Below are 26339 nucleotides of genomic sequence, written 5' to 3'. Positions count from 1 at the left end.
AACATCGCCCAACGCCTACGACATCACGCCCGAGACCCCGAAACCATCCTCAACCTGCTCCTGACCTGCTGAAACACGACTATGCCGGGGCCCTGACCGCTGACGAATGCGTGCGGTTGCTTGAGGACGGCTATGAGGTGCACCTGCATAAGGCGCTTCTGGTGCGGCCCGCTGGCATCAGAGATGGTGGAGAGCGACGACTCGGCAAGAGCCTGGCTCCAGGAGCAGGTGCAAGGCATCGAACGATCTGGAGGGAACTGATGTATCGCACCGTTGTTCAGATCGACTCGCTGACATCGCTGCTCGCGACGTGGTTCCCGCAACTGTGCACAAGAGTCCAACTCCCTGAAACATCAGTGGAAGGACGCAACGGGCGCCCGAGGCGCTCTCTGCCAACTCAGTGGTAATCGACTGCTCCACACCGATGAGTCCCATCAGGTGAGGAGGCGCAATAACCCCACGTCACCAACGAGGCACCGACCGACGAGACTCAGGGCCCGCGAACCGGTTCAAGAACGACTCCAAACTCGAGTTAACTACAAAATTCAGTTCACTAGACCATGGGAGTCGCGGCAGATGAGACGAAGATTTCAATATACCGCGCACTGCACAGCGATGTCCGTAAAATGGCCACCCTCCATTCTATGGTGGGAGCCTCTCACTGGCCTAAGTTCACGCCTTGGAGGATGACATGGCCGTCGTATCGCGTCACGGGGTTCACAAGCCTTTCGAACCGCTCGTCGGAGCACTAGACTCAACACACTCACGCCCGGTGGAATTGGGGGTGTCATCGTGCAAAGGATAGAGGAAGAATCCCTCATCGCTGCCGGAATCCCGACCTACTTACCGGAAGGGTCTCGGGAAGATTGCGGACAGATTGCGGATCGAATCGCCGATCTCGAGCGCCATGTCGAGGTGCTTCAGCGGATCCTGGATTCCGAGCCGGACCTCTCGCCATCACAGATTGCGCACATCCAACAGCAGCTGTACCAGGACCGAAACACGCTCGCCAGGCTTAGGCAGGAGCTGGTCCTGTGCCTCTCCGACATCACCATCGTGGGGGTCGAAAAGACTCAGGGGATTCAGTTCTTCTCCATCAACGGCCAGGGCAGCGGCTACGCGCCGGACAACAGCGTGCCCCTGATCGCGCAACGCACGTTGATCCTTCGGGTGTACGTCGACTGCAAACGAGTCCAGCAGCAGGGGCCCCAGCATCTCCCGATCCACATTTCCGGGAGTGTCATCGTAGACCGAATCCGAACGAACGGATCGGTCACCCGAGTGGCGACACTGAAACCGATCAACGGACCGATCGCAGCGAGGTCCTCCGCTTCGATCGACCGCGGCGACCCCAACCACACCCTCAACTTCCGGGTGGCCGCGAGTGATTGCCAGGGGCTGCTCCGGTTCACTGTGACCGTATTCGAGCAAGGTCCGGTGGTCATCGACGACGTTCTTGGCGCAATCTATGCCCCACGTCCGTCGGAACGCGATACATGGCTGCCCGGATCTGCGACAACGACTGCGGCCGCACCCGCCGCATTCTCACTCAAGGTGCACGGACGATTTGAGCCCGTTCCGACCTTCCGCGTTCAGGCCGTGCTCGTCCATTACACGGGGGGCGGGCAGAACCTTCCCGCACCGACCGGCTTCGACTTCGCGGACACACTTGAGTACGTCTTGAAGACGTTCCCGATTGGTCGACTCGAGTTCGAGGACTGCATCGAGATCGACTTCGACAAGAACCTGAGTACTTGTGGTGGCGGGTGTGGGCCGGGCTTTGAGGGCCCGGGAGGACTGATGGTGATCCTCAAAGACTTGGATGACAGCAGCGACAGGCCGGCTATCCGCGTAGCTCTGATTCCGTCCGACGCGCGGATGTGCGTCGGGGGGTGCGGGAACAAGAACATAGCCGCTGCGCAAGACGGTCGCGGGGCAACGCTGGCGCAGGAGATGGGCCACGCATTGGACCGCAAGCACGCGCCCTATGCCCCTGGATGGGAGCAGGAGGAGCCCCCGTTTCCTCAGTACGGCGACTACCCGTTGGGCAGCATCGGCGAGTATGGGTTCGACGTCGTGACCTCGGAGGTATACGACCCCAATACATCGCACGATTTCATGAGCTACGGAAGTGACAGATGGGTTTCGCCACACACCTACGTGGGCCTCCGCAACGAGATCGTCGAGCGGTTCAGCGATGCATCATTCGCCGGGTTGGCCGATGGGCGCTTCAGCCCGTCAGGCGATCCGTCGCAGGAGACACTCTTCCTCTCATTCCGCGTCAACCGCGACGGGAGTGTGGAAGTGCACCCTAGCTTCCACCTCCCCGCCCGAGCCCAACCGCCTGACCACACGTCCACGTCGGATGTGTCTTGCGAGCTCCTCGACGGCAAGGGGCAGGTGCTGGGCTTCCACCGATGCCGCGCGCGCGGATCGCACGTCGATCCCGACGGCCCCCATATCGATTTCCATGAGGCGATCCCGTGGGTTGATGAGGCTACAGCGATCCGGTTCCTGCGCAACAAGGAGGTGCTCCACCTCCACGACATCGAGGCGCTAGCGCCTACCGTGAAATTGCCCGCTTCTGGACTCCGCTCCTCGGAACAGCGGCTGACTCTCAAATGGGAAGGGCACCATCCGGAACGCGCTGTGACCTATCTCGTCCGCTACAGCCGTGACGCTGGGCGGACCTGGCGAGTCGTGGCTGTCAATTCGAGCAAGTCAGAGTGCGTGCTACGGCAGCGTCAGCTGCCCGGCGGCGAACAATGCCTGCTGCAGGTCGTGGCGTCATCGGGCATCCGAACACACGTCGCGCAGACTAAGCCGTTCTCCGTCCCATCGGAGCCTCGGAGCGCCACCATCCTCTCGCCCAAATCCACATCCGAGACCACTTCGACTGGCCAGGCGCTCCTTCGCGGCGGCGCCTTCTCGTCGGACTATGGGCTGGGAGCGCCGGAAGACGTGGTGTGGAGCTCGAACGTCGACGGAGTGCTCGGTCGCGGATTCGAGCTGATCGCAGATGGCCTCTCAGAAGGAGCGCATACGATCACGCTGACGGCACCCGACGGGCAGGGAGGTGTGGCTACGGCCTCGGCGGTGTTGAGGGTTGTGCTCCCTGACTGAATCCGGACCCGGACTCGGCGCCGGACTCGCACCTATCGTTTGTTCCGTTTGATCGGTGACGTGGAGCCTTAGCTCAGCGAGACATCACCCGCCACAATCGGTCGGTCGACCCCTCTCCGCCGGGTGTCCGGTGCAGTACGTTGCCGACATGGTTGTTGCGGCGTTCGCCGTGTCAGTCTTCCGCCTCGTCGCCTCCACACTCGCAATGCTCTACACCAAGAGGAAAGCTGCCGAGATGCCCTACGGAGCCGCGAGATCCAGGAGGCGGCCGAGCACAGCCAATCGGCACCGAACATCGCGGTCACTCTCGGCAGACCTCTCGGCGGCAACGGCTACGAAGTGTCACATGACGGCGCGGCACTCGGGGCAGGTCACGCTACCTTCGTCCGTGCTTGCCCCGTCGCTACTGTCGTCGGGGTCCTCACCGCAGGCGGTCCTGTCCCTTCGCGACCCGAGGATGAGCAGGTGAACGATGTCCTCGCTGTCGTCGCCGCCGTCGTTGTCGCCGGAGAAGTGGCCGTGCGGGTCGATTTCGTCGGCGTCGGCTTCTTCGCCGCATATGGGGCAGGACTCGCTTGCCGTGGGTTTCGCTCGCTCTCGTTTCGGAGTTGCTGCTGCCGGGGAGGTAGCGGTCCGGCCTTGGTGGCCAGACGATGGTGCCGCCTAGGCGGTGCACCCGACGCCGTCGGTGCGGATGTTGCTGAGGCGTTCGGCACGGTACCCGGACGGCGCGCAAAGGTCGACCCTGGTCGAGTTCTATCTGGCCGGTAGGACGCATCCTCTCATCGGCATGTGCGTGCGTTGGCCGGTGCCCCTGGGTCGCCAGGCTTCCAGCCGGTCGCGAATCAGTTGGCGGACATGTGTCGCGCACCTGCTGGCGGATCAACTTTGCTGGGTTTGCCCGGTAAGCCCAGCAATGCGACTGCCGACGTTCTCATTACGAGGAAGAACTACATCTTCGCATCTGCTCTCTACCAGCGTTTCTAGCAACACGGCCGGCCCCAGCGAGCGCGAGATTCCCCATGCGTATCAGTCGTTTCGTGCCACGAGTCATGCTACGCATCTCGACCACCGCTAGGGTGCGGCCGGGCGCCGGCCTCCTGATCCCGTCGTCGAGTTCCGATCGTCCAGGGTCTGTCGCACACCTTGTCGGCCGCTCGATCCGGCTCGATCGTCCACCGGCATCCGGTCCGATCCAGACCCGCAGTTAGCGGGGCCGTTAGCACGTAGCCGGTTTGGAAGCGCGGCCCGTCGCCTGTGTAGGACGGGCTTCCGCGCCTGAAACCGACCCCCGCTCGACCCGTCAGTGCCCGCCCATGACCACCACTTAGGGCATGTGGAGGGCACACGCCGGGGCTGCCGCCTAGGACTCGTCGGCGCGCGGGAGCAGGTTCTCGAACTCGTGGGGTACCTCGCCAAGCTCGTTGGCCATATAGTCGCCGAGCATGTCGCCGTCGATGAGGTCGAAGTGGTGGGCTGCCCGCACGTAGGCGTCGATGACGCCCTTGACGAACCCTGCCTGGTAGTCGCTCTCCTCGGCTTGCTCGGGGTACCGCTTGATCTCCTCGGTGATCTCGCGGAGGAACCAGTCGCGCTGCTGCTGTTCAGTCAACATGACCGGGATCATCTCGCGCCGTCAGCGTGTAATGGTCGAACGCCATTCCTGGCCCGTCCCCCGATAGCTGCCAAACCCAGGCCAGCGCGGCGCATGTCAAGAGTCGGCTTGCCGCTCCCGTAGGGACGCCGTAGGCGCTCTGATATGGGTCGTGGTGGCCGTACGATCGGGCGGCCGGGGGGACGGGGCTATCCGGGGCCGCGCGCCGAAGGCGCGCCCTTGATCTGTTAGAGGCAAACTCAGCAACCGAGATGCCTGCACCAAGCCGCGCAGCGGCTTCAAGCCGCGAAAAGAAGCGCGACTGCCCGCGCCGAAGCTGCGGAGTGGAGCTGCCGGCTGACGCACCGGAGGATTCGCGCAGGGTCGCCAGGAGGCTGTCGGACTTAGGGCAGGGGTGCGCTACATGTGTGACTGGCCAGTGAGAATCACCCGTCGCGGCCCCACAGCAGTTGATCGAGGACGAGCAGACTGACGCCAAGCTCGGCCGCCGCCGCCCGCGCCACAACCAGGATGGAATGTTCATCGCCGGGCACGTCGAAGCCCAGCTTGCGGAGTGTGCCGGCGACCCGTAGGTCCGGCTTCAACGCGTCGGATCCACATCGCATACGCATGTAGGCGAATAGTGCCGGACCGATCCCCGACACTCCACCAACGATCGGGTCCAACTTCGGAGCGTGCTCGAGATCCTGAACCCCGTCGGCCCATGCTCGGCAGCCTTCGTCCTCCGAAAGCCCCTGGTCACGACAGAAGGCGAGGAGGTTGGCGGCCACCGTCTGAAGTGTTACCGGCTCGGTGCGCTGCAGCCCGAACTGCTCGGCCCGCACCTCGCTCTGCGCCAGCCTCGCCAAGGAGGGGTCACCTGCCGCGGCCCACTTCTCGACGCGAGGCAAGACGACGCTTTGGTACTTCCGCTGCCGGGAGACGACCACATCGAAGACCATCGCCCCGCGGCGTCCGCGATACACCTCGCCGTACGCTTCAGCGGCCCGATGGGGTCCGTCCCCACGCGAAGCAGCGAGGTTCCGAAGGCGCTCGACGGCTTGGGGCCACTGGGGCCGCTTCCGCATAACCGCCAAGACACCTGCAGTGCCAGCCGCGGTGCCGTCTGTCGAGTCTTGGTTCAAAATGAGGTCCTCTTGCCGCTAACGGACACGCGCCTAAACATCTACAGGACGCGACTGACACTAGGGCGCCGAAGGACGAGTCGGCGCCCGTGGTGAGGGTGTCACGACCGGCGGTCCATGTGCGCAGCGGAGAGCCAAAATCCGGCCACCTTAGACCTGGCGCCCGTTGGCGCGGCACACCACGCCCTTGGCCGGCCCGCGAAACGCATAGGACGCCTACCCGCTTCCCAGTACGTCCCATCGATCTCGCCACTGGGCAACGCGCCTGGTCGTCACCTTGTGGTGGCGACTCTCGGGATTATCACGCCGCGTACCTCCGTGGGCCGCTAGGTAATGTCCGTAGTGTTTTGCGACGTCGTCGCGCAACCAGTCGCCTGCCGCGACATAGAACTCCGGCTCGTCAGCAGCCAGGTCAAGGAAAATCACGCCCTCGGTGTCGTCAGCAACCGGTTGCATCGCGTTCGGTTGCCAGTCGCCTGCCCGTCTCGTGAAGACCTGGACTAGCTTTCCGTCTACCCGCAGTCGATATCGACGCTCCTCTGGAACGACCTCCACACTGTGTCCCTGCAGGACGGCCTCCGTTGCCGCGATGTAGATCCCCACTTGGTGGACCTGGTCGTTGTTGAGGTGGGTGTACTTCATTTGTACCTCCTCGGCCCCTCCTTGTTGACGCTATCTGCCAATCGCCTCCGGCTCGGCCGCGCTCGAGGTTCGCCGTGAGTCAGTTGCGTTCCAAGCCGACCCCGCTCGAGGACGCCATCCACGTCAACAACGTCTGCCTGGTCGTGTACATGTGCTCCCCCTTGCATCTGCGGCCACGTGTGTCGCGCACCGCTCACGTGTCATGTCGCGGCCGCCACCGAGTGCTCCGCAGCGTATCGGCCCCCGCGCGGCTTGCACCCGCGTAGTCGCTCGCGGCCGAAATGACGCTCGAGCAGCTCGTCACTCTGAACTGAGTCGGCACAGCGGCAGCGACCACATCGGCACCCGAAAGCTCGTGCCAACCTGGCTCGCCAGTGAAGATGTCTGTGATGACCACGGCGACCCAGTTGCTCTTCTCGGCGGCCGCTCGGTGCTCGTTGGGCGTTAAGAAGAATTCCGGAAGAGGTCCCGTCGCGCCCTTCACTTCGACACAATTGACGGACCTACCTCTCCGCACCTCCAGGTCCCATCCAAGGTTCTGTTTGGAGACATCGCTGACCGTCCACCCCTCGTCCTCATAGCCACCCGTGACAATTGCCATCGCCTCAAGTTCCACAAGGCGATTGTGTTCCGCCGACCCGTACTGAGGGCCGGGACCCTTCTTCCTCGGCTGCTTCCCAGGAGGTGCCTGCCCCAACAGGGCAGCGAGTTGATCCGCTGGCTCACCTTCAATGATCCGCCCCGAGCTGTAAACCTTGTTCCAGGCGAACCCGGGGACCGCCTGCTCTAGCTCGTCAAGAGTGATCATCTGGTTCAGGTCCATCGCTCGGTGCCAAGCGACGTTTACATAGTGCGCGTCCCCGTCCTTCGCTGTATTCCAGTGTGCGGCGGTGAACGGGCCCCTGGTGATTACGCCCATGGCAACAATCCCGCGTCCGTGGACGCCTTGGCGCAACATGCACACTGGATCGGCTTCTCCGATCACATGCCAGTTCGTGCCGATACTCCAGCGATCGCCTTCCGGTTGGTCACCAGAACGGAGCGGGATGACCATCTCCTCGAGCCACTGCTCGGGCGTGTACTGCTCTTCGTTGTGTGGCCCGGGATTCCAAGTCAGAAGGACATAGCGCATGTGTCCGATCATCCACACCGCGGGGCTCGCCGGGCGCTAACCGCGCCGGGAGAGTGTGAGAGCCAAACCGGGCAGAGGCGGCGAAATGACGCACGTGACGCTCGAGGTGACGCCGTGAGCGGCGGCTTGACTACGCTGACCAGCGTCACAGAGTGAAACCCCTCCTCAGGAGCGTCCATGAGCGATGACCACGACATTACTTGGGCGCTCGAGAGCGCGCTCTCGTCGCTGTCTGAAGCCTACGAGCAGAACGAGTTGGCATATCTGGCGCTCACGAGCAAGGCGGAACTGCCCATCCGTGATCGTCTCGCCTGGAGGCTTCAGACTGCCTTAGGCGCGCCCTACGTGGTCTCGCGTGAGTGGCGTCGCGCCGATATCGCGCTATTGCGCGGTGACGAACCGCTGGTCCAGGTTGAGGCCAAGGCCATGTACGCATTCGATGTGCTAAGTGCGAAATCCCGAACGAAGTTCCTGGCGAAGCTGGCGAGCGATGGGTTGAAGATGGTGGCGCTGGTTCCCAGCGGCGCGGCCCTCCTTCTAGCGCTAATCACGCACGTTGACGGTTCGATCGCACCGCACCTGCGAAGAAATGTGGTGAAGTACAGCAGCGGTATCCGAGCCGCGCTTGCAAGCGAGGACGGCGACGCTGCGTTGGTTGGCTCACGAGCTCGACAGATGTGGGAGGCCGATCTCGTCCAGTTTGATGCACCGTGGCGGCGGTTCCAGATCGACGGCGGATGCCAATGGGGCTTGAGTGTTAGCGTCGATGCCTACCTGATCGGACCGCTCGAGTCGAAGTAATCAGCGTCGTCCAAATGCGGTCGAATGACGCGCTGAGCGGCCTCCAGGCGCGCCCGGTGCCAGGACCCGTGCTCGATGTGAATTTTCGGCTCCCGCTGGGATCGCGCTGTGGCGTGGACCTCAGGAGAAGCGACTTCGACCGCATCCAGCCCGAGCATCTGCGCGGCGTGACGGTGAGGACTCCGCGGGGCTGTGGTTGAGCGGGGAGCAGACGCGCTGAGCGCTCGAGATCGGGCCGCGCCGTACACCATGATAGCCACCGATCTCTACGCCACGGGATTGGTCTCTGTCTCCGACTCCCGCTCACAGCGTGCGCAGTGAGGAACATCGATAGACGAGCAAGTCCCCTGTCGGGCGAATCCATCAAGACCTCCAATGCGAGACCTCGCGCGGAAGCGGCCATCTGCCCGCCAGCCCTTATTGCGAACCATGCCGCTTCGGTCGAGCCTGCGACCACCTCGACCGCCATCCCAGCCGTATCCTGGGCAGGTACGCCACCTCCGGCACGTTGGCGGGGCTTGCCCGTCGTGCCGCCGCCCGATGGTCGACCTGCCTTGGGGTGGGAGTTGCAGTTGTCTCGCAACCTTGGAGGAGCTACCAGTCGTCGCGACGTATGCGCGAGTCCATGAGGATCGCCCACGTATAGGCAGAGCCTTGCCGATCCTTGAGGTCACTCGGCTTCTCGGCGGGCATGGCCGACGTTGCCTTCTCAAAGTTGGTTCGCGAGAGAGAGCGGTTGATCTCCCGACCGTCTCGGGTGACACGCAGGTAGTTGCCTGGGACGCGGTAAGTAAACTCCAGACCAGTTGCGGTCGTGAAGGTCTGGCCGGCACACCGCTCAACGCGATCCCACACGTCCTTGAAAGATCCCATGCGATTAGTCTGCACCTGGGGATTCACCTACACGCTAGTCGAAAGTGCACAGCGCTGAGAGCTTAGTCATGACCGGTTTTGTTTGGAAGTCGACCAGCGATGTCGTTCACGTCGAGGACAACATGCGACGGAGGCGCGGACCAAGTGCGGCATCAGCGGTCACGGCATGAGCTTCAGCTCCCGCAGCGACGGCAGGCTGCCGTCCAACCTCTGTGCCAGGTGTAAGTCGAAAATGGACGCAGACTCAAGGCACTTCCTCGACAGACGGGAACGGCCCGCGCTTCGACTGACGAGCGGAGTTCCTATGACTTCCAGCGACGCGGACACCGGCGAGACCCAGACTTGGGTCTGGGAGCCAGTGGGGAGAGAGCCTGGAAGATCTCATTCAACGTGCTGTCATTGCACTACACGAGGCCCGTACGGAGGTCGAGGAACTGCAGACGCTGCCGTGACCGGGCGCCTCTCCCTGCGTGTCAGGTGCCGAGGTGCCGAGGTGCCGACACAACGATAAGCCGCGCGAATCTACCGCTGATGACGTAGCGTGATTGGATATTCACGAGCGCACAAGGGAGGCTGCGGCATGTCCGACGTGCTTTGGGAACTCCAACCGGCGACCGCGGCCAAGCATCAGCTCTACAAGCGTTATCTAGACGCTTGGTGGCCGATCATGCTGCAGCCCACGCAACGCGGCTACCTCCGACCACGAGTCACCTACCTCGACGCCTTCGCCGGACCAGGACGCTATCTCGGCGGAGAAGAAGGCTCTCCCATCTTCGTGCTCGACCGCCTACTTCACCACACCGCAGTCGAACGAATGCAGCTACGCCGTGACCGTGTTCGGCTGATATTCACCGAGAATGACCGGGCACGCTTCGAGCACCTCTCTGCAGAGCTAGTGGCGCGGTTCGGAGATCTCGACGCCCTGCCAGTCACGGTTATCGTGCGGCACGGCGACGCTGCGCGGCTAACCATTCCGTTGCTCAGCGAGTTCGGCGCATGGTTGCACCCGATCCTGGCCGTCTTCGACAGCTGGGGAAACGTCAACATCCCGCTCTCTCCTGTGATCACCAGCATCGCCCGCAACCAATCCAGCGAGGTGATCGTCACCTTCGGGCCCAACTGGTTCAGCCGGCGCGAGGGCGAAGACCCGGACCAATTGGACGATGTTTTCGGTGGGCGCGAGTTCTGGAGCCCGTCCGATCCGAGCCAAGACACTGACGAGCGCTGGCGCAACTGGCTTGCGACCTACCGCGCCGCATTGCGTCGAGCGGGCTTCGCCCATCAACTTCAGTTCATGGTCGTGCCAAGAACGGGCCAGCCGCTCAACCTGGTGTTCGGCACGAACCACGAGAGTGGAGTTGAGGCGATCAAGGACGCAATGTGGAAAGTAGATGGCTCCGACGGCATGCGTTTTCTCGATCCACGGGTTAGGGGTGCGGTACCGATTGGCCAGTTGGATCTCTTCAGTTCAGAAGGGATGGTCGATCCCGAGCTACTCGAGCTCGTACGCCAACATCTGACGGATAAGCCACTCACTACGCTCGAGGAACTCGGAAAGTGGCTGCTCCTCGAGACAGCTCGTTGGCGAGCCATGCACGCGAAAGGCGCCGTACAGCACCTCCACGGCGAAGGGCAGGTCGTGATCGAGCCGTCTGGCCGGATCACTAAGGCCAGCACCGTCCGGCTTCTCAAGGGCGCTTGATCAGACTGCTATGCGACCGGATCGCTCGGGCATGCCGTCCCAGGTTCGACCGTCGAGGTCGCGTCCACCAGCCTTCGGGGTCCGACCACCCCACTGCTTGAAGAAGAACGGCACGCGTTGCGCAATCGCCTGGTCGCGGATCTCACGAACCCAACCGACGTCCATCGGCCGCGCACGGGGCCCGGACTCTCCGCCGACGATGACCCAACCGATACCTGTCAGGTCCAAATCGGGCAACGGGCCAAGCAGCGGCTCCAGCGACAAGAATCGCACCGCCGCCTCGACCTGCCGAAGGTCATCAATGCGATGAAGCTCATCCGCCGACTCGACTGACGTGCCAACCCAGGCGTTGTTCGGCCACTCGATCCGACTCGACAGCAGCCGGAGACGCCGCGCCCGCTTCGTCAACAGCTGGTACGTGTGCTGCGGAGTGTCCCGCATCGTCTGGACCACCTGCTGCACGAAATCCAGGGGCACCCTTGCGTGAAACAGATCCGACATCGAGTTCACGAACACGACGCGCGGCTGTCTCCAGTGTCGTGGCACATCGAGCGAGTCGGGATGGATCGCAAGTCCGAAGCCCGGCCCACTCGTGCGAGGATCCCCGTCGGTCTGATACTTCGCTGACCCCATGGCCTTCAGGCGCTTTGCCAACGTCAGCGCATAGCAGTTGTCGCAACCGGGCGAGATCCGATCACATCCGGTCGACGGGTTCCACGTCGCCTCTGTCCATTCGATACTCGATCGATCGCTCAACGGTCCTCCTGACCTCACCTTACAGAACGGAGGACGGGCGCAAGAGGTCACACCAGCAGTCATCTTCGGATGGGCGCCAGCTGGGCTTGACCCGTCTCGACGGACAGGGTCGAGCCCAGAAGTAGTGTGCCTGAGACCTCCGGTCCCCTCACCACCGCGTTTGCTGCGTCCATGTCCATCCGGGCCCGGGCAGGGTCGATACTGGTGTTCGCGGTCATCGCGTGAGTTCTCCTTCAGAAGCACTGTGAGAGGTCTTCCAAAGGATCACGCGATGACCGCCTTCAAGCGTCTACGCCACGCCCATCCGGGCCTGCCGTACACCACTCTGCTGGACGCCACTGCCAAAAGCTGGCGACCGACCGATGCTCCATGTCTGGGGTAGCTCGGGATAGCAGGCGACCCATCCCGTAGGTTCGGGATGTGACGCTAGACGACCCGGACGGCGCCGTGCCCGGCTACGCAGAAGCCTTCTTCGGGCTCCGTGCTCCGCGGGTGGCAATTGTCTTTCCAGCGGATACTCAACACTGGATCTTCTTTGCCCAGGCCGCGTTGTGGGAGGCGAACCAGATCTGGGGCGGCGCGGGGTTCGTGCTTGTCCCCCACCAGGACGGCAAGGTGTCGGTGAACCTCCTGCAGGCAGTCGCCGCCTACGACCCTGACTACGTCGTGGCGCACCGAGTGACGTGGCATGAACTACTCGCTGGCAAGCCAAATGCCATGCCGCAGATCGTCGACGGCGCCGGCATCCCCGTTTCCCCGGAGCGGCGTGCCGACTTGCTCGCCTCCATGACAGACGAGGACGCCGCAGACTGGGCAACCGACGGGGCTCGTGATGCCGTGGCCGCAGTGTGTGAGGTGTATCGGCGTCGCAATATTCAACCGGCAGTCACGGAGCAGCCAAGCGCCGTTGCCGGGCCAACCTTGCCACGATGGGACGGTCCATGGGAGGAACCGGACGAGTCCATGCGGTTCCTGCGTGATGCCAATCTGACCCGTGTCGAATCCTTCGGCATAGGCGATGACATGTGTCTGGCAGCGCCCGACTCGCTCACGGGGCATTGGGGCGCGATGACCGCCGCTATCGTCGGAGCCGCACGGCGACCGTCACCACCAGGAAGTGCCAGCGGTCCAGCGCCGGATCAGGCACAGGAGCTAGCCTCCTGGTTCTACGGTCGGTTCGATCGGACGACAGCAGACCTCAAGGCCAGGCCGCCTTCCTTGCTCGCACATCATCACGACGGCTTGAAACTTGGTGTCGACACAACAACCCTCCCAGCAGCCTGGTCCAAGACGACGACCGGCCTCGCAGCGGTCGGGGAAGCGCTTCATGGCCGTCGCACCACGCTCGTCGTTGGCGATACGGCCGAGGATTTTGCGCTCGCCCTCATCTGCGACCGAGTGTGGGGCAACAGCCTCTGGATGCACTCGGACTGGTCGCCCGATGCGGCTGGGGAAGTAGGCGCTACCGCACGGCGAGGACTGCAACATATCGGCTGGCGTGTACGCGGTGTCGGGCAGGTCGTCTTCACCTCTGCTTCGAAGTCGGTCAAGGACGTCGAGAAGATCGTCCAGCTGCTGGCACCCCAATCGCATGTGTCGCTCTCCCTGGAGGTATCTAACCCCTCAGATGAGGCCGACAATCTGACGGATGCGCCGCAGCCAACCGACGGTAAGGCCGAACCAAAAGAAGCGCAAACGCCAGTCCACCACCGGTCGCGGCCACCGAGAACACCTCTGATCGAGGTCCCAGTCGACTTCGGAGCTCGCGGCAAGATCATGCTCGCTGCAGCCGACGACTTCGCCACCCGGATAGCTCTCCCAGTGCTCCGCGACGAGGAGGCTGTAGTCCTCGCAACGACTCCTCCGGTACTGCGCCCATCGGAACCTCGGCTGGCAGCAAATGACGGCTTGGCATGGCACGTCGATATCCGCCTCTCTGGAACAGAAATGCCTCGTGGGCGTGGCCTAGATGGCCATGTCCTCGCTGCCACCCCCGACGAGCAGTACGAAACATGGATCCGCTCCGGCAACCGAGGCGTGAGCTTCGAGAACCGGAGATGGGACTTTGTGCCGGCGGGCTCCAACCTCGAACAACAGCTTGCCCGCCCAAGAATTCGATTCCTGACACTCCTCGCCTGGTGCCGAGCCATGGCTGCGCAGGCCGGTTACGACATCGGCTGGTCTGACGCGGGCCGGCGCGCCAGGCTCCTGGAGCAGATGTGGGGAGGTCGCCCGGACCTAGTCAAGGACTTCGCCCGCGACTTCGTCGAACTCACCGAGCTATTCAATAGAACCGCTCCAGGCACGAACCAGGCGTACCCCGATGCCGAGGGAGTGTTGATCCGCGGCGTCGGCGGCTTTCTGAATTTCAAAGGCCTCCGCAGCGTCCTTGCTCCCGAGTCGACCACGACGCCCGCCGCCGGTCATGAGCCGCCAGCAGACCGAAGCCTCGTCGCCCGCACCCGCATCGACAGCTTCGTCCGACGGGGAATCATCCGGCGCGGACTCCTTCTCGTCTGCGCCACCTGCGAACAGCCCAACTTCGTTCCCATCCAAGATCTAGGGCAACGCAACAACTGCGCTAGATGCGGTGCGCTCACGGATCTGACTCTAGGCGCGTGGCGGCAACCCGTCGATGAACCGACATGGTTCTACGACCTTCACCAGGTCGCTCGTGGCTTCGTGAAGGACAACGGCCACGCACCCCTCTGGCTCGCTCACCATCTCGCTACCCAGGCTCGTGCCTACAGCGACTGCGCTGAACTCAACCTTCTCAAAGCCGGGACACGCACCTCGCTCGCTGAAGTTGATCTCATCGCGCACGTGGACGGAAAGTTGATCACGGCCGAGGTCAAAACCAGCAATTCCCTCGCCAGCAGGGCGCAACGCACCGACGCCGCCCGTAAGCGGGTCCATTGGGCCGCGGTACTTCGCGCTGACGAGGTTCTCCTTGCCACCACCCAACCAGACTGGCAGCCGTCCAGCATCTCGGCCGTGGCAGACGCACTCAAGGCAGCCACGGTGGACTCAACCTTCGCCCCCGATCGAACCCCACGACTGCGACTTGTGACCGGCCTCGGAACTGCGACACTCACGGACCAGTACCACGACGCCTGAGTGCGAGCCTGGCAGCGGCAGACGAACCCTTGCCTTCCGCCATCGCCACTCGGCCTTGCCGGGATAGGTCAGCACCGCCACACCTCTTGCGCCCAAGGCGTTCCGTCGCCGACACGACTAGATGCGAGCTGGCGGACAGTGCGAGAACAGGCAGGTAGGAAACACACAGGGGGACTGTCCGTCTAAAGGTGTTTCCGGCCCGACGGGTCCCCTTCCCTTACGGGAGTTCGAGATCGGGGTCGTCAAAGGCGCGTTGGAGGGCTTCGGCCGCGGCTGGGTTGGTGGATTTGCGGCCTAGATAGTTGTCTTGGGTCATGGAGACGCGGGAGTGGCCGAGGTGGTCGGCGATCTGGCGGGCGGTTTGGCCTTGGCCGTCGAGGGCGGTGGCGGTGGTCTTGCGGAAGGCGTGGGATCTGATCCACGCCAGGGTGTCCGCGGGAACTGGCCGGGCCGCTTCGTCGACCTCGTTGAGTAGGGCTTCGGACACGTCCTGATGGACGCCGTAGATGCGAAGAAGTTCTGTGGCCAGGGCGCGGTCTACCTTGATTCGGCCGGTTTCGATGAGGGCGAGTCTGTTCTGGGGCCAGTTGAGCTTCTCGGCCACCTCCTTGCGGGTCAGTCGGGTCTGCCGGCGGAGGCTGCGGAGGGTGAGGCCGAGGTCGCGGCGGGCGGCGCTGCCGACGGGTGTCAGGGCTTCGCGGAGGGAGCGTCGGACGTTGGAGGGGTCGCGGAAGCCGCCGAGCGTGGCGGCGAAGATCGGCTCGTCGAGGCGGATGCCGGCAGCGAACCTCGCGCGCAGCATTGCCAGTGCCCAGTTGGGTAGCGGGAGTACGCGTTGGCCTGCGTCCGACTTGGTGATCTTGCGGATCAGGCCTTCACCCGTGATGCGGACGATGGTGTCCGTGATCTCGACTTCGCCGGTGTCGAAGTTGACCTGTGACCAGAGGACCGCCAGGGCCTCGCCGATCCGCACGCCGGTTCCGAGCATGAACGTGACCAAGTCGGGCAGGTCGGCATGGGCGGCACGTTCGTCTGCGGCGAGTTGCTTTCGGACCAGCTGCACCTCTTCGGCGGTGAGCGCTCGTGGTGACTTCTTGGCCTTGTTCTCGATGGACTCGACGTCGCGGACCGGGTTCGCGGAGATGGCGCCGTACCGCACGGCGAGGCCCATCAGGCCTGAGATGACGCTCCGGCAGGTCTTGGCCGTCGGGGCGCCGACCGTTGTCTTGATCTCTGAGATCACATTGTCGATGCGTGGCGTGTTCGCCTCGCCGATGCGAAGTTCGCCGACTCGGGGCAGCACATGCTTTGCTGCCACGCTGCGGTACGCCTGCAGGGAGCCGGGTGAGCGTTCGCCTGCGGCGACCTTGTCCGCGAACTTCTTCTCCCAGAGGTCGTATGCCTGCCTGACCCTATGCATCGCCGTCAATTCGCCCGTGCGGCTGGTCTTGGCTCGCTCCTGAAGCTTCTTCCGCAGGTTGTTCTCCGCCGCTGTTGCGGTCTTGCCTTCGGCGGATACGGGGCGTGTGCGGCCGTCGAAGTCACGGAACTTTGCCCGGGACTGGTGCCGGACAGCCTTGCCCTTTTCGTTTGTCTTGACGACTCGGGTGCGGATGCTGCCCCAGGTTCCGATGGGCAATGGTGGCCTCGGCATCTCACGCCTCCAACGTGGTGGGTCGGAGACTGCTCAACGTCTTGGCCGCGGGTACCTGGATCAGCGCGGGGCAGGAATCACGCACGTGATGTGACGCAGTGTGATGGTGCACCACGGTGCTGAGGGACACCGCCATCTGGCGCTGTCGAGTCGCTGAGGTGCCGAACGGGAGGCAGCGCGGTACCGGGTGCCAGAGGGGTTCGGGCCGAAAAGGGTGCGTAAAGGGTGAGTTGGAGACCTGGTCAGGGGGCGGGCGCCGCCCTGACCTGGGCGTTTGTAGGGCCCGTGGGACTCGAACCCACAACCCGCGGATTAAAAGTCCGCTGCTCTGCCAGTTGAGCTAGAGCCCCTTGTGTCGGAGACAGTCTGGCAGGTGCGGGGTGGGAAGTGCGAATTGGATTGGGGGTAGACCAGTGGGAGAAGTGGTCTCGGAGGGTAGTGAGAGAGTCACGAAGCGTTGAACCGGATGGGTGGGGTGGTCGTTGAGTGGGGTGAGAAGCCGGTTCGGGCCGTAGGCGTGAGGTGGGTCCGGGGCGGCGCCGTCCGTTCGACGTGAGGAGTATCCAAATGAACGTGCTGGAGCGCTGGCGGGATGAGGTGTTGGCGGTGTTCAGGATCGTGGTGGGGTTTCTGTTCGCCTGTCATGGGGCCGCGGGGTTGTTCGGGGTGTTGGGGGAGGAGCGGGTCGCGGCGTTCGTGTGGCCGAGTTGGTGGGCTGCGGCGATTCAGATGGTGGGCGGGGCGCTGGTGATGGTGGGGTTCGGGACGCGGGTGGCGGCGTTGTTGTGTTCGGGATCGATGGCGTACGCGTACTTCAGCGTGCATCAGGTGGACGCGTTGCTGCCGGTGCAGAACGGTGGGGAGAAGGCGGCCTTGTTCGCGTTCGCGTTCCTGTTGATCGCGTTCCTCGGTAACGGGGCTTGGGCACTGGAAAGTAGCCTTTCCCTCAGGAAGCGCGAGTTGGCCGCGGCGTCGGATTGATCCGGACACGGTGAACCCGGGCATCCGACCATGACACGTCCCGAGCGAGCAGGAGCGCCGATGGCCGACGATCGCGCGGCGCTGCTGCGTGAGTTGCACGACGTGCATGCTCCGGCGTTGTGGCGGTTCGTGGTGCGGTTGACCGGGGACGATCGGTTCGCCGAGGACGTCGTACAGGAGACGCTGCTGCGGGCTTGGCGGCGGCCGCAGATCCTGGCCGAGGACGAGGCGGGGGCCCGGGCCTGGCTGTTCACGGTGGCGCGCAATCTGGTCATCGACGATCGGCGCAGCGCCCGGGTCAACCGGGAGGTGGCCAGCGACGACCTGCCGGAACGGCCGAGCGCCGACCACGCGAACGCAGTACTGGATGCGTGGCTGGTCGCGGACTCGCTGGCCCAGCTGTCCGACGATCATCGGCAGGTCATCGTTCGCGCGTACTACGGACGCCGGACGGTGACGGATATCGCCAAGGAGCTGGACATCCCGCCGGGCACGGTGAAATCGCGGTTGCACTATGGACTACGGGCGCTGAAGCTGGCGTTGCAGGAGAGGGGGGTGACGCAGGAATGAGTGATCCGTACCGGGACTGGGACGCGGCATACCTGCTTGGCGCGCTGTCGGCGAGCGACAGGCGGGCGTACGAGGAACACCTGCGCACGTGTGCTGAGTGTTCGGCGGAAGTGGGATCGCTGGCGGGGGTCCCGGGGACGTTGGCGTTGGTGCCGGACGATCGGGCCCTCGCCACGCTCAGCGCGAGTCCGCCGAACTTGTTGCCGGGGCTCGTGCGCGCAGTACAGGAGGACCGTCGGCGCAGGCGGTTCCGGTTCGCTGGGGTGCTGGCGGGCGTGGCGGCGACCGCGGCCGCGATCGGTGTGGTGGTGGCGATCCCGTTGGCGCGGGAGGAGCCGCAGGGGGATTACGTCGTGCTGGCGCAGACCGTCGCGAGCAAGCTGACGGCGGATGCGCGGCTGGTCGAGGAGCGGTGGGGGACCACGATCGAGATCAGTTGCCGGTACGACGAACTCGCGACGCCGAGCGAACGTGCTCGCGGATACGACCTGTACGTCACGGACGAGTCCGGCAAGGCCGCGCTGATCGCGAGCTGGACCGCGTCGCCGGGGACCACGGTGAAGCCGGCCGCGACGACCAAGTTGCGCCGCAGCGAGATCAAGGCCCTCGACATCAGGAGCTCCGAAACCGGCCGCATCCTCCTCGCCGTCCACTTCTGAGCCCCGTACGCCGGAACCGGGGTCGCCGTCAGAAAGCGGGCCGGTGGCGGCGAGCTTGCAAACTTATTACCTGATGCGTGTAACACCGGCCGTGGTGTCTCCGATACAGAGGGTGTAACGCTGAGTCCCGCTCCAGGCCGACCGCCCGAAGGACCTGGAGCGGGATCTCGTTCGCAGAGGCGCCCGAGCCCGTTCCGCACGGTGCCGTTACATGCGACGGGCCCCGAGGGATTCCCCGGGGCCCGTCGCATCTCTGCGAATCCCTCCTACGACGCTCGCTCAGTCGGTCGGTCCGACTCCGGCAGAGCGATCCGGTCGGCGGGTAGCCGCTCGGTCCGCTCGACGCCGTCGTCGCCCTCGTACTGCACCATGCCGGTCCAGCCCGTCTCCTCGTGCTCGCGGCCGATCAGCCAGCCACGGCGCCAGACGTCATCCACCAGGACGACGACATGGCTGGGGAGAGGGAGGCGGGACACCAACTCGGTGTCGGGCTCGAATCCAGTCATGGCCGAAGGGTAGGCGAACCAGATGACGGGCGCCTGTCCAGCGCGTGTTCTCCGCCGTGGATCTCACACCCTGGAACGGAGTTCTCGCACAGTTCCATCGGGCAGACCAAGTTCCGCGACGGCGCCGGACACTCGAAGCGCACGTCCGCCGGGGATCCGGGTCACCCAACCGTGCCCGAGCGCGTGCCGGCACAACGCGGCTCCGACCGCGCCGGCGAGATGCGGCCGGCGTTCGGTCACGTCGAGGCAGGACCGTACCGCGGGCCGGCCCCGGTGCGAGTCGACGACGATGCCGAGTTCGTCCAGCCAGCGCAGGCCTTTCGACGTGATCGCGACGCCCTCGGACCAGTCCAGCAGACCACGCTCTGTCATCGTGTCGGTGAGTGCGACGCCCAGTTTCCCGGCGAAGTGGTCGTAACAGGTCCGCGCCCGCGCGAACGCGTCCCGCTTGCTCGCCGCGGCGAGGCTGGTCGCCACCTCCGTACTACGCGGTGCCAGCGCGGCGAGTTCTTCGAGCAACTCGGCGGTCTCGGGTCCGGCCAACCGCACATACCGATGACGCCCTTGCCGTACTTCGGTCAGCAGTCCGCCGTCGACCAGTACGTTCAAGTGTTCGCTGATGGTCGGCCGGGAAACCTTGGCCAGCTGGGCGAGTTCGGTCGCCGTCCACGCGCGTCCGTCGATCAGCGCCAGGCAAACGGTCGCCCTGGTGGAGTCCGCCAGCATCCTCGCCCAAGCGGCAAGCTCCTGCCCTTCAGTCGTGGCCATATCCCAATCCTGCCCCGCCCACAGTTCGGCCCCAGCCGAAGCGTCCCACTCGGGCTGCGGCCGCGTGGCAGGATGAAGACACTTCGATCGGGAGGACTGTTGTGGGTGAGTTGTCTTATCCGAAGCCCGAAGGTGTTGCCCCGGGCAACGGGTATAGCCAGGTCGTGACCGGGAGCGGGCGTTGGGTGGCGATCTCGGGGCAGGTGCCGTTCGATGCGGATGGCGAGTTGGTCGGAGCCGGTGATGCGGCGGCTCAGGCTGCGCAGGTGTTCGCGAATCTCGAGCGTTGTCTGGCCGCGGCGGGTGCGACCTTCGCGGATGTGGTGAAGCTGAACTTCTTCGTCACCGATGTGGCGATCCTGCCCGCGGTGCGGGTTGCCCGGGACAAGTACGTCGACACGGCGTACCCGCCCGCAAGCACCGCCGTACAGGTGACCGCGCTCTTCCGGCCCGAGATCCTGCTGGAAGTCGAGGCCTACGCGATCGTCGCCGACTAGGCCCGTACCTGCAGCACTCACCAACCTGCTTCCAGGTCCACCGACCGCGCTTGGGTGGGACCAGGATTGAGCGAATTCGGGTGGTTGGTGAGTGGTGGGGGTACGGCGGACGGTTCAGCCGAGGGGGTTCGTGGTGGTGGCGGGGGTCAGGCGGTAGCCCTGGTGGGCGGAGAATTCGGCGGAGAGGGCGAAGCGGTCGCCTCGGACCAAGGTGTGGCGCCATTCGACCTTGCGGCCCTGGGCGTGGCCGACGCGGTTGATGGAGAAGGCGGCGGCGTCGGCCGGGCAGTGGAGCAGGGCGCGTTCAGCGGCGGTCGGGGTGACGGCCCGGATGTCCTCGCGGCCGTGGTCCAGCCGGAGCCCGGTGCGCTCGGCGAGTTCGTGGTACAGGCTGGTGTGGCTGAAATCGGCCTCGAGCAGTCCCTCGGCGAGCGTGGCCGGGAGCCAGACGCGGTCGAGTGCGAGGGGTTCGTCGCCGGCGAAGCGGAGGCGTTCGAGGTAGACCAGCGGGCTCGACCCTTCGAGGTCGAGCCGGCTCGCGATCACGCCGTCGGCGCGGATGTCGAGTGCGCGGACGGTGCTGTGCTGGGTCAGCCCGGACGCCTCGACCGAGGAGAACAGGCTGTAGAGCGCGCCCATCGGCTGGCGGATCTCGGGGGCGGTCGCGACGCGTGGTTGCCGGCCGCGTTCGGCGACGATCACGCCGTCGGCGCGGAGTTGGCTGAGCGCCTGCCGGACCGTGTGTCGGCTGACCTGGTAATCCTCGACCAGCACGAGTTCGCCCGGGAACGCGTCGGCGAACTCCCCGGCCCGCAACCGACGGACCAGGTCGTGCTGCAGCTGCTTCCACAGCGGCTGCCCACCGGCCCGCTCAAGCCCGCGCCCGCTCATCCTGCCCTTTCCGTCCGCCTGCGGCTCCCGCTCCGAAGAACAGCTTGCCAAATGTCCGGTCATCTCATAGCTTGAATGTGCGTACATTTCTAGGCAAGAGGGGAAACCGGCATGGTGCAGGTCGAGGTTAGGCCACTCGGGCCGGCCGCACCTGCCAAGCCGCACCTCATCGACCGGGTTCCCGGCCTGCTCGTGGTTCTCGCGCTGGCGGCCGTCGCGGTGCCGCTGGGGCGATTGGTCCCGGTGGTCGGCGGTCCGGTCTTCGGAATCGTGCTAGGCGTGGCGGCCGGCGTACTGATGCCTGCCCTGCACAACAGCTGGGCCCGGCCCGGCTACGACTTCGCCGCGAAGAACCTGCTCCAGGTCTCCATCGTCGTCCTCGGCACCGGCCTGTCGCTGCAGCAGGTCGTGAAGGTCGGCGGCAGCTCGCTGCCGGTGATGCTGGGTACGTTGGCGGTCGCGCTTGGCGGCGCGTGGCTCTTCGGCCGGCTCCTCAAGGTCCGCGGCGACACGCAGATCCTGATCGGCGTCGGTACTGCGATCTGCGGCGGTTCCGCGATCGCCGCAGCGACGGCCGCGATCGGCGCGAAGCGGTCCTCGGTGGCCTATTCGCTAGCCACGATCTTCACCTTCAACGTCGTCGCCGTGCTGGCCTTCCCGCCGCTCGGCCACCTGCTCGGACTGAGCCCGGAAGCCTTCGGCCTCTGGGCCGGTACCGCCATCAACGACACGTCCTCGGTCGTCGCCGCCGGATACGCCTACAGCCAGCAGGCCGGCGACCAGGCGCTCGTCGTCAAGCTCACCCGCTCGCTGATGCTGATCCCGATCGTCCTCGCCCTCGTCATCCTCAAGTCCCGCCGGCCGGCAAGCCCAGCAGCACCAGGAGCAGCGGCAATCAAAGGAAAGCTGCCCTGGCGCCGGATGGTCCCGTTGTTCCTGGTCGGCTTCATCGTCGCCGCCGGACTGCGCAGCGCCGGTCTGGTGCCGACAGCCTGGCAGTCCGGCCTCTCCCTCACCGGCACGTTCCTCATCACCAGCGCACTAGTGGCGATCGGTCTGTCAGTGCGTCCGGGGGAGCTGCGCGAGGGCGGGATCCGTCCCGTCCTGCTCGGTGCCGTCCTCTGGCTCTCCGTCGCCGCCAGCAGCCTCGGCCTGCAGTTCCTCACCGGCTCGCTGTAGGGCCTGTCTGACTGGCCCTAGTCCTTCTCGTACGCCGCCGCGCGCGTCTGGATCGCCTTGATCCGCGGTACGTCGAGCTTGCTGGACCGGTCGAACCGGTAAATCCCGTTCTCCTCCTGGAACACGTCGGTCAGCTGCGTGTAGCAGTAGCCGAACATCAACGGGTTGTCGAGCAGTACGTCGACCAGCCCGGTGAACCGCGCGTAGAACTCCTCCAGGTTGGCCACCCGATCCCCGTAGCCCCACGATTCGTCCCGGTTGGTCCCGTCCGCCGTGGCCGCCTCCGCGTTCCACCAGATCCCGCCGAACTCACTGACGAAGTACGGCTGACCCGCATACGCCTGGGAGATCGGCCGGTCCTCCGTCCCCCTGTTCCCCCACGCCGTCCCGTCCGCGAGGCCGGCCAGCTGACGGGCGAACTCGGCCGGATCCTGCTCGTAGTTGTGCGAGTCCCAGACGTCGGTCTCCGGTACGCGGTGCGAGTACCCCGACGCGTCCAGCACCGGCCGGGACGTGTCCGCCGCCTTGGTGGCCAGGAACATCGCCCGGGTCACGTCGTCCAGCTGCGTGATCCGGTCGTGCAGCAGCTGATGCGTCTCGTTCAGCGGGCACCAGCCGATGATCGACGGGTGGCTGTAGTCCCGCTCGACCGCCTCCAGCCACTGCGTCACGTACGACGCGGACGGCTGCTGGTTGTCCTTCTGGGTGCCATCGGCAACAGCTCCACCCCAGTCACCGAACTCGCCCCAGACCAGGTAGCCGAGCCGGTCCGCCTGGTACAGGAATCGCTCCTCGAACACCTTCTGGTGCAACCGTGCCCCGTTGAACCCGGCCGCCAGACTGAGTTCGAGATCGGCGAGCAGGGCCTCCTCCGAAGGCGCCGTCATCAGACTCTCCGGCCAGTACCCCTGATCCAGCACGAGCCGCTGGAAGACGTGCTTGCCGTTGATCAGCACGGCCTGCCCGTCGATCGACACCGATCGCAACCCGGCATAACTGTCCGCCGCATCCACAACAGCCCCATCGGCGTCGACCAGCTCCACCCGTACGCCGTACAGGTGGGGGTCGGACGTGTCCCACAACCGGACCCGGTCGGCGGGGATCGCCAGTACCAACCGCGGCGCAAGATCCAGATCGGCCCGGACCTCGGCCGACACCACCTCACCATCAGCGTCGGACAGAATCGCGCGGACCTTCCAGCCCGCCTTGTTCGCCGACACCGGAACGGCGAGGTGGAACGCCGAACCCGCGACGTCCGGGGTGATCCGCGGCCGTCCCAGGTGGACCGACGGGACCGCTTCGAGCCAGACGGTCTGCCAGATCCCGGTGGTCCGGGTGTAGAGGCAGCTGTAGTTGAAGTAGGTCTGGGTCTGCTTGCCGCGAGCTTGTACGCCGTACCGGCTGTCCCGGGCGCGGACCACGATCACGGCCTCGTCGCCCGGTCCCGCGACGCCGGCCAGGTTCGCGCTGAACGGGGTGAAGCCGCCGCGGTGCCGGACCACCTCGACGCCGTTCACCCAGATGGTGGCGTCGTGGTCGACGGCCTGGAAGTGCAGGACCGCGTCCTTGCCGGTCCAGTCGGCCGGGATCGTCACGGTCGTGCGGTACCAGACGGCCTCGAGGAAGTCGACGTCCTCGATCCCGGACAGCTTCGACTCGGGCGCGAACGGGACTGTGATCCGTTGCGCCAGGTCCCGGTCCCGCAGGCCGCGTTCCAGGCCGGAGTCGGAGCGGTCGATCTCGAACTGCCACTCGCCGTTGAGATTCAGCCAGTCCGGCCGGGTGAACTGCGGCCGGGGGTGCTCGGGGCGCGGCTGGGTGCTGGGCATCGATGGGCTCCCGGGATGGTCGGGTTGAGCGGGGTCGGCAACGACAGTACAACGTTGGAATAGGCTCGGCAACGGGTAGCCGGTGATGTCAATCTGTTGCCCGGGGACGTGATCTGCAGCAACTGGCAGCCGCGGTGATCAACAATCTGTCCGTCAGCGACGTCATGATGGTCAGGCACGGGGAGAGGCGAAAGGGTGATGGGTGGGCACTGAGCGTACGGCGGAGGTGCGCGAGCTTCAGTTGCGCGTGCCGCAGGCCGATCTCGACGCGTTGTACCGGCGGTTGCGGGAGTTCCGCGACGGCGGCGGCTACATCGCTGCGGGCCTGGACCGGATCGTGCCGGCCGCCTATGCCGACGACCTGATCGACTACTGGGTCGGCGGGTACGACTGGCGGATCCACGAGGCCCGGCTGGCCGCCTACCACCACTACGCGACCGAGGTGGCCGGCCAGTTCGTGCACTTCCTGCACCTCCGATCGGCGAACCCGTCCGCCCGGCCCGCGCTGCTCACCCACGCCTGGCCGAGCGGGGTGATGGAGGTCCTCGACACCGCGTTGCCGTTGGGGGCCGCCGGCAACCATCACCTGGTGATCCCGTCGATCGCCTGGACGGCGCTGACCGGACCCGAGGGCGGTTCACCGAGCCGTCGTACCGCAGCCGGCTGGGACGAGCTGATGCAGCGACTTGGGTATGACGAGTACCAGGTCGGTGATGACCGCGACGGCCTGGCCGCGACACCGGCGTACACGGCTGTCACCGAGGCGGTGGCCGAGCAGCATGGACTGGATCCGGCGGACCTCGCCGAGGTGCGGTGGTTCAACGAGAACCTCAACGCCTTCAACGAGGGCCGGCAGATCTCCGCGCTGGTGTTGAGCACCGCCCTGCTCGCGTGGAACGCCCAACTGGTCAATCTGGAGCTCGACCGTGAGGCCCTGCTCACCGGGCTCACACTCGCCTGGTTCGCCTCCCAACTGGCCCAGGCCTAGCAGATCTAGCGAAGCAGTCTTGTGCCGTTGTCCCAGCAGACGGCCCGCAACCAGTCGTCGCCAAGATCCAGTCGTTCGAGCGACTCCAACTGGATCGCGTACTCGTACGGGATGTTCGGGAAATCCGAGCCGAGCACGATCCGGTCCTGCAACGCGGCCAGTCGCAGCCGCAGCTCGCGCGGGAACTCCATCATCGCCTCAGTGAACGGCGTCAGCGCCATCGTCGTGTCCAGGTGGACGTTCGGATGGGTCTCCGCCATCGCCAGGTGTTCGGCGTACTCCGGCATGCCCAGATGGGCGATCACCGCCGTCAGCCGCGGATGCCGGCGTAGTACCTCACCGAACGGCCCTGGTCCGGTGTGCCGCCCCGGGATCGGCCCGGATCCACAGTGCACGACGACCGGTACGCCGGCCTCGGCCAGCTGACCCCAGACCGCGTCGAGCTCGTCGTCGCGCGGGTCGTAGTCGCCGACCTGGACGTGCACCTTGAAGATCCGCGTGCCCAGTTCGAGGGCCTCTTTCACGTACTGCGAGGCGCCGGGCTCCGGGTAGAACGTCCCGCTCGCAACGCAACCAGGTGTCGTCGCGGCGAAGTCCCGGGCCCAGGCGTTGAGCCAAGTGGCCATGTCCGGTTTGTGCGGATACACCAGCGCCGGAAAGCGCCGTACGCCAAGTGCGTCGAGGGTCTGCAGGCGTTCGGCTGCACTGGTCCGGTAGTTGATCGGCCAGGCGACGCCGTAGTGCTGCTCGGCCCGGTCGAAGTACGCCCAGACCGCGCCCATCACCTGATCCGGCAGGAAGTGCACGTGGACGTCGACAAGCCCATCGAGCCCCAGCCGCTGCCACCACCCAGGAACGTCTTCATCGCGCACGCCGACCACCTTAGTGCCCCGCGTCGGCACTGGACACGCCGTGTCTTTGCAAGAACTACG

22 protein-coding genes and 1 tRNA gene are annotated in these 26339 nt (G+C 65.2%); 10 read left to right on the top strand and 13 right to left on the bottom strand.

The features are described from left to right. Positions 1–792 precede the first annotated feature (792 nt). The gene (locus EV643_RS36805; protein WP_133804836.1) at positions 793–3123 is read left to right on the top strand and encodes a fibronectin type III domain-containing protein; all 2331 of its coding nucleotides are present in this window, start codon (positions 793–795) and stop codon (positions 3121–3123) included. 1363 nt (positions 3124–4486) lie between these two features. Here the strand turns inward: EV643_RS36805 and EV643_RS36800 are convergent. The 4 genes from EV643_RS36800 to EV643_RS36785 all read right to left on the bottom strand — a co-directional run bounded on the left by EV643_RS36800 (position 4487) and on the right by EV643_RS36785 (position 7636). Next, entirely contained in the window at positions 4487–4738 is a 252-nt protein-coding gene (locus EV643_RS36800) for a hypothetical protein (RefSeq protein WP_133804835.1), read from the bottom strand. Between the two features lie 425 nt (positions 4739–5163). Then, entirely contained in the window at positions 5164–5586 is a 423-nt protein-coding gene (locus tag EV643_RS36795) for a hypothetical protein (protein ID WP_133804834.1), read from the bottom strand. Positions 5587–6078: 492 nt separating this feature from the next. Then, positions 6079–6504: a hypothetical protein gene (locus EV643_RS36790; protein ID WP_133804833.1), complete on the bottom strand. Its 426-nt coding sequence runs from the start codon at positions 6502–6504 to the stop codon at positions 6079–6081. A 193-nt stretch (positions 6505–6697) separates the two neighbouring features. After that, positions 6698–7636 (bottom strand): protein NO VEIN domain-containing protein, encoded by a 939-nt coding sequence (locus EV643_RS36785; protein WP_166665717.1) that lies wholly within the window; start codon positions 7634–7636, stop codon positions 6698–6700. 177 nt (positions 7637–7813) lie between these two features. On the opposite strand from EV643_RS36785, the gene EV643_RS36780 reads away from it, so the two are divergent. After that, complete coding sequence (locus EV643_RS36780; protein WP_133804831.1) at positions 7814–8437, top strand: hypothetical protein; 624 nt, start codon at positions 7814–7816, stop codon at positions 8435–8437. A gap of 594 nt (positions 8438–9031) precedes the next feature. Here the strand turns inward: EV643_RS36780 and EV643_RS36775 are convergent. Continuing rightward, the gene (locus tag EV643_RS36775) at positions 9032–9310 is read right to left on the bottom strand and encodes a hypothetical protein (RefSeq protein WP_133804830.1); all 279 of its coding nucleotides are present in this window, start codon (positions 9308–9310) and stop codon (positions 9032–9034) included. 580 nt (positions 9311–9890) lie between these two features. Between EV643_RS36775 and EV643_RS36770 the strand changes: the two genes are divergently transcribed. Next, a complete protein-coding gene (locus tag EV643_RS36770) occupies positions 9891–11012 on the top strand; it encodes a three-Cys-motif partner protein TcmP (RefSeq protein ID WP_133804829.1) in 1122 nt (373 codons plus the stop codon). On the opposite strand, the gene EV643_RS36765 is transcribed toward EV643_RS36770, so the two are convergent. After that, positions 11013–11831, bottom strand: coding sequence for a DUF5131 family protein (locus EV643_RS36765; protein WP_238166065.1), 819 nt, complete (start codon positions 11829–11831; stop codon positions 11013–11015). A gap of 357 nt (positions 11832–12188) precedes the next feature. On the opposite strand from EV643_RS36765, the gene EV643_RS36760 reads away from it, so the two are divergent. Then, entirely contained in the window at positions 12189–14885 is a 2697-nt protein-coding gene (locus EV643_RS36760) for a hypothetical protein (protein WP_133804827.1), read from the top strand. A gap of 217 nt (positions 14886–15102) precedes the next feature. On the opposite strand, the gene EV643_RS36755 is transcribed toward EV643_RS36760, so the two are convergent. Then, positions 15103–16539 (bottom strand): helix-turn-helix domain-containing protein, encoded by a 1437-nt coding sequence (locus EV643_RS36755; RefSeq protein ID WP_133804826.1) that lies wholly within the window; start codon positions 16537–16539, stop codon positions 15103–15105. Positions 16540–16816: 277 nt separating this feature from the next. Then, positions 16817–16889: transfer RNA gene (locus EV643_RS36750), tRNA-Lys, on the bottom strand. 217 nt (positions 16890–17106) lie between these two features. On the opposite strand from EV643_RS36750, the gene EV643_RS36745 reads away from it, so the two are divergent. Genes EV643_RS36745 through EV643_RS36735 form a run of 3 tightly spaced genes read left to right on the top strand, consistent with a single transcriptional unit; the run spans position 17107 to position 18749 of the window. Further along, entirely contained in the window at positions 17107–17520 is a 414-nt protein-coding gene (locus EV643_RS36745) for a DoxX family protein (RefSeq protein WP_133804825.1), read from the top strand. Positions 17521–17580: 60 nt separating this feature from the next. Further along, positions 17581–18090 carry a sigma-70 family RNA polymerase sigma factor gene (locus EV643_RS36740; RefSeq protein WP_133804824.1) on the top strand — a complete coding sequence of 170 codons (510 nt, stop codon included), beginning with the start codon at positions 17581–17583 and terminating at the stop codon, positions 18088–18090. Further along, the gene (locus EV643_RS36735; RefSeq protein ID WP_133804823.1) at positions 18087–18749 is read left to right on the top strand and encodes an anti-sigma factor family protein; all 663 of its coding nucleotides are present in this window, start codon (positions 18087–18089) and stop codon (positions 18747–18749) included. The genes EV643_RS36740 and EV643_RS36735 overlap by 4 nt, the downstream gene beginning before the upstream one ends. 266 nt (positions 18750–19015) lie before the next feature. Here the strand turns inward: EV643_RS36735 and EV643_RS36730 are convergent, their stop codons facing one another. Together EV643_RS36730 and EV643_RS36725 are read right to left on the bottom strand one after the other, a co-directional pair. After that, a complete protein-coding gene (locus EV643_RS36730; protein WP_133804822.1) occupies positions 19016–19255 on the bottom strand; it encodes a hypothetical protein in 240 nt (79 codons plus the stop codon). Positions 19256–19318: 63 nt separating this feature from the next. Next, the gene (locus tag EV643_RS36725) at positions 19319–20023 is read right to left on the bottom strand and encodes an ArsR/SmtB family transcription factor (protein ID WP_133804821.1); all 705 of its coding nucleotides are present in this window, start codon (positions 20021–20023) and stop codon (positions 19319–19321) included. Between the two features lie 101 nt (positions 20024–20124). Here EV643_RS36725 and EV643_RS36720 point away from each other — a divergent pair, with 101 nt between their 5' ends. Beyond that, positions 20125–20520, top strand: coding sequence for a RidA family protein (locus tag EV643_RS36720; protein ID WP_133804820.1), 396 nt, complete (start codon positions 20125–20127; stop codon positions 20518–20520). Between the two features lie 114 nt (positions 20521–20634). On the opposite strand, the gene EV643_RS36715 is transcribed toward EV643_RS36720, so the two are convergent. Beyond that, on the bottom strand, positions 20635–21411 hold the full coding sequence (locus EV643_RS36715) for a GntR family transcriptional regulator (RefSeq protein ID WP_133804819.1): 777 nt from the start codon (positions 21409–21411) through the stop codon (positions 20635–20637). A gap of 111 nt (positions 21412–21522) precedes the next feature. Between EV643_RS36715 and EV643_RS36710 the strand changes: the two genes are divergently transcribed. Continuing rightward, positions 21523–22590 (top strand): YeiH family protein, encoded by a 1068-nt coding sequence (locus EV643_RS36710; protein WP_133804818.1) that lies wholly within the window; start codon positions 21523–21525, stop codon positions 22588–22590. A gap of 17 nt (positions 22591–22607) precedes the next feature. Here the strand turns inward: EV643_RS36710 and EV643_RS36705 are convergent, their stop codons facing one another. After that, complete coding sequence (locus tag EV643_RS36705; RefSeq protein ID WP_133804817.1) at positions 22608–24419, bottom strand: glycoside hydrolase family 2 protein; 1812 nt, start codon at positions 24417–24419, stop codon at positions 22608–22610. 202 nt (positions 24420–24621) lie between these two features. Here EV643_RS36705 and EV643_RS36700 point away from each other — a divergent pair, with 202 nt between their 5' ends. Then, entirely contained in the window at positions 24622–25407 is a 786-nt protein-coding gene (locus EV643_RS36700; protein ID WP_133804816.1) for an epoxide hydrolase N-terminal domain-containing protein, read from the top strand. A gap of 5 nt (positions 25408–25412) precedes the next feature. Here EV643_RS36700 and EV643_RS36695 read toward each other — a convergent pair whose 3' ends face one another. Continuing rightward, on the bottom strand, positions 25413–26279 hold the full coding sequence (locus EV643_RS36695; RefSeq protein WP_166665716.1) for an amidohydrolase family protein: 867 nt from the start codon (positions 26277–26279) through the stop codon (positions 25413–25415). Positions 26280–26339: the final 60 nt, after the last annotated feature.

This window comes from Kribbella caucasensis (assembly GCF_004361855.1).
GTDB classification, from domain to species: domain Bacteria; phylum Actinomycetota; class Actinomycetes; order Propionibacteriales; family Kribbellaceae; genus Kribbella; species Kribbella caucasensis.
Note: the sequence above shows the minus strand (reverse complement) of the source record. Positions and strands in the feature narration are given on the sequence as shown.

Excerpts from the sequence above, each read along its gene's own strand:
- EV643_RS36775 (WP_133804830.1), bottom strand. The coding sequence starts at position 9,310 with ATGGGATCTTTCAAGGACGTGTGGGATCGCGTTGAGCGGTGTGCCGGC.
- EV643_RS36765 (WP_238166065.1), bottom strand. The coding sequence starts at position 11,831 with ATGACTGCTGGTGTGACCTCTTGCGCCCGTCCTCCGTTCTGTAAGGTG.
- EV643_RS36755 (WP_133804826.1), bottom strand. The coding sequence starts at position 16,539 with ATGCCGAGGCCACCATTGCCCATCGGAACCTGGGGCAGCATCCGCACC.
- EV643_RS36705 (WP_133804817.1), bottom strand. The coding sequence starts at position 24,419 with ATGCCCAGCACCCAGCCGCGCCCCGAGCACCCCCGGCCGCAGTTCACC.
- EV643_RS36780 (WP_133804831.1), top strand. The coding sequence starts at position 7,814 with ATGAGCGATGACCACGACATTACTTGGGCGCTCGAGAGCGCGCTCTCG.
- EV643_RS36770 (WP_133804829.1), top strand. The coding sequence starts at position 9,891 with ATGTCCGACGTGCTTTGGGAACTCCAACCGGCGACCGCGGCCAAGCAT.
- EV643_RS36715 (WP_133804819.1), bottom strand. The coding sequence starts at position 21,411 with ATGAGCGGGCGCGGGCTTGAGCGGGCCGGTGGGCAGCCGCTGTGGAAG.
- EV643_RS36785 (WP_166665717.1), bottom strand. The coding sequence starts at position 7,636 with ATGCGCTATGTCCTTCTGACTTGGAATCCCGGGCCACACAACGAAGAG.
- EV643_RS36740 (WP_133804824.1), top strand. The coding sequence starts at position 17,581 with ATGGCCGACGATCGCGCGGCGCTGCTGCGTGAGTTGCACGACGTGCAT.
- EV643_RS36735 (WP_133804823.1), top strand. The coding sequence starts at position 18,087 with ATGAGTGATCCGTACCGGGACTGGGACGCGGCATACCTGCTTGGCGCG.
- EV643_RS36730 (WP_133804822.1), bottom strand. The coding sequence starts at position 19,255 with ATGACTGGATTCGAGCCCGACACCGAGTTGGTGTCCCGCCTCCCTCTC.
- EV643_RS36745 (WP_133804825.1), top strand. The coding sequence starts at position 17,107 with ATGAACGTGCTGGAGCGCTGGCGGGATGAGGTGTTGGCGGTGTTCAGG.
- EV643_RS36725 (WP_133804821.1), bottom strand. The coding sequence starts at position 20,023 with ATGGCCACGACTGAAGGGCAGGAGCTTGCCGCTTGGGCGAGGATGCTG.
- EV643_RS36790 (WP_133804833.1), bottom strand. The coding sequence starts at position 6,504 with ATGAAGTACACCCACCTCAACAACGACCAGGTCCACCAAGTGGGGATC.
- EV643_RS36710 (WP_133804818.1), top strand. The coding sequence starts at position 21,523 with ATGGTGCAGGTCGAGGTTAGGCCACTCGGGCCGGCCGCACCTGCCAAG.
- EV643_RS36800 (WP_133804835.1), bottom strand. The coding sequence starts at position 4,738 with ATGTTGACTGAACAGCAGCAGCGCGACTGGTTCCTCCGCGAGATCACC.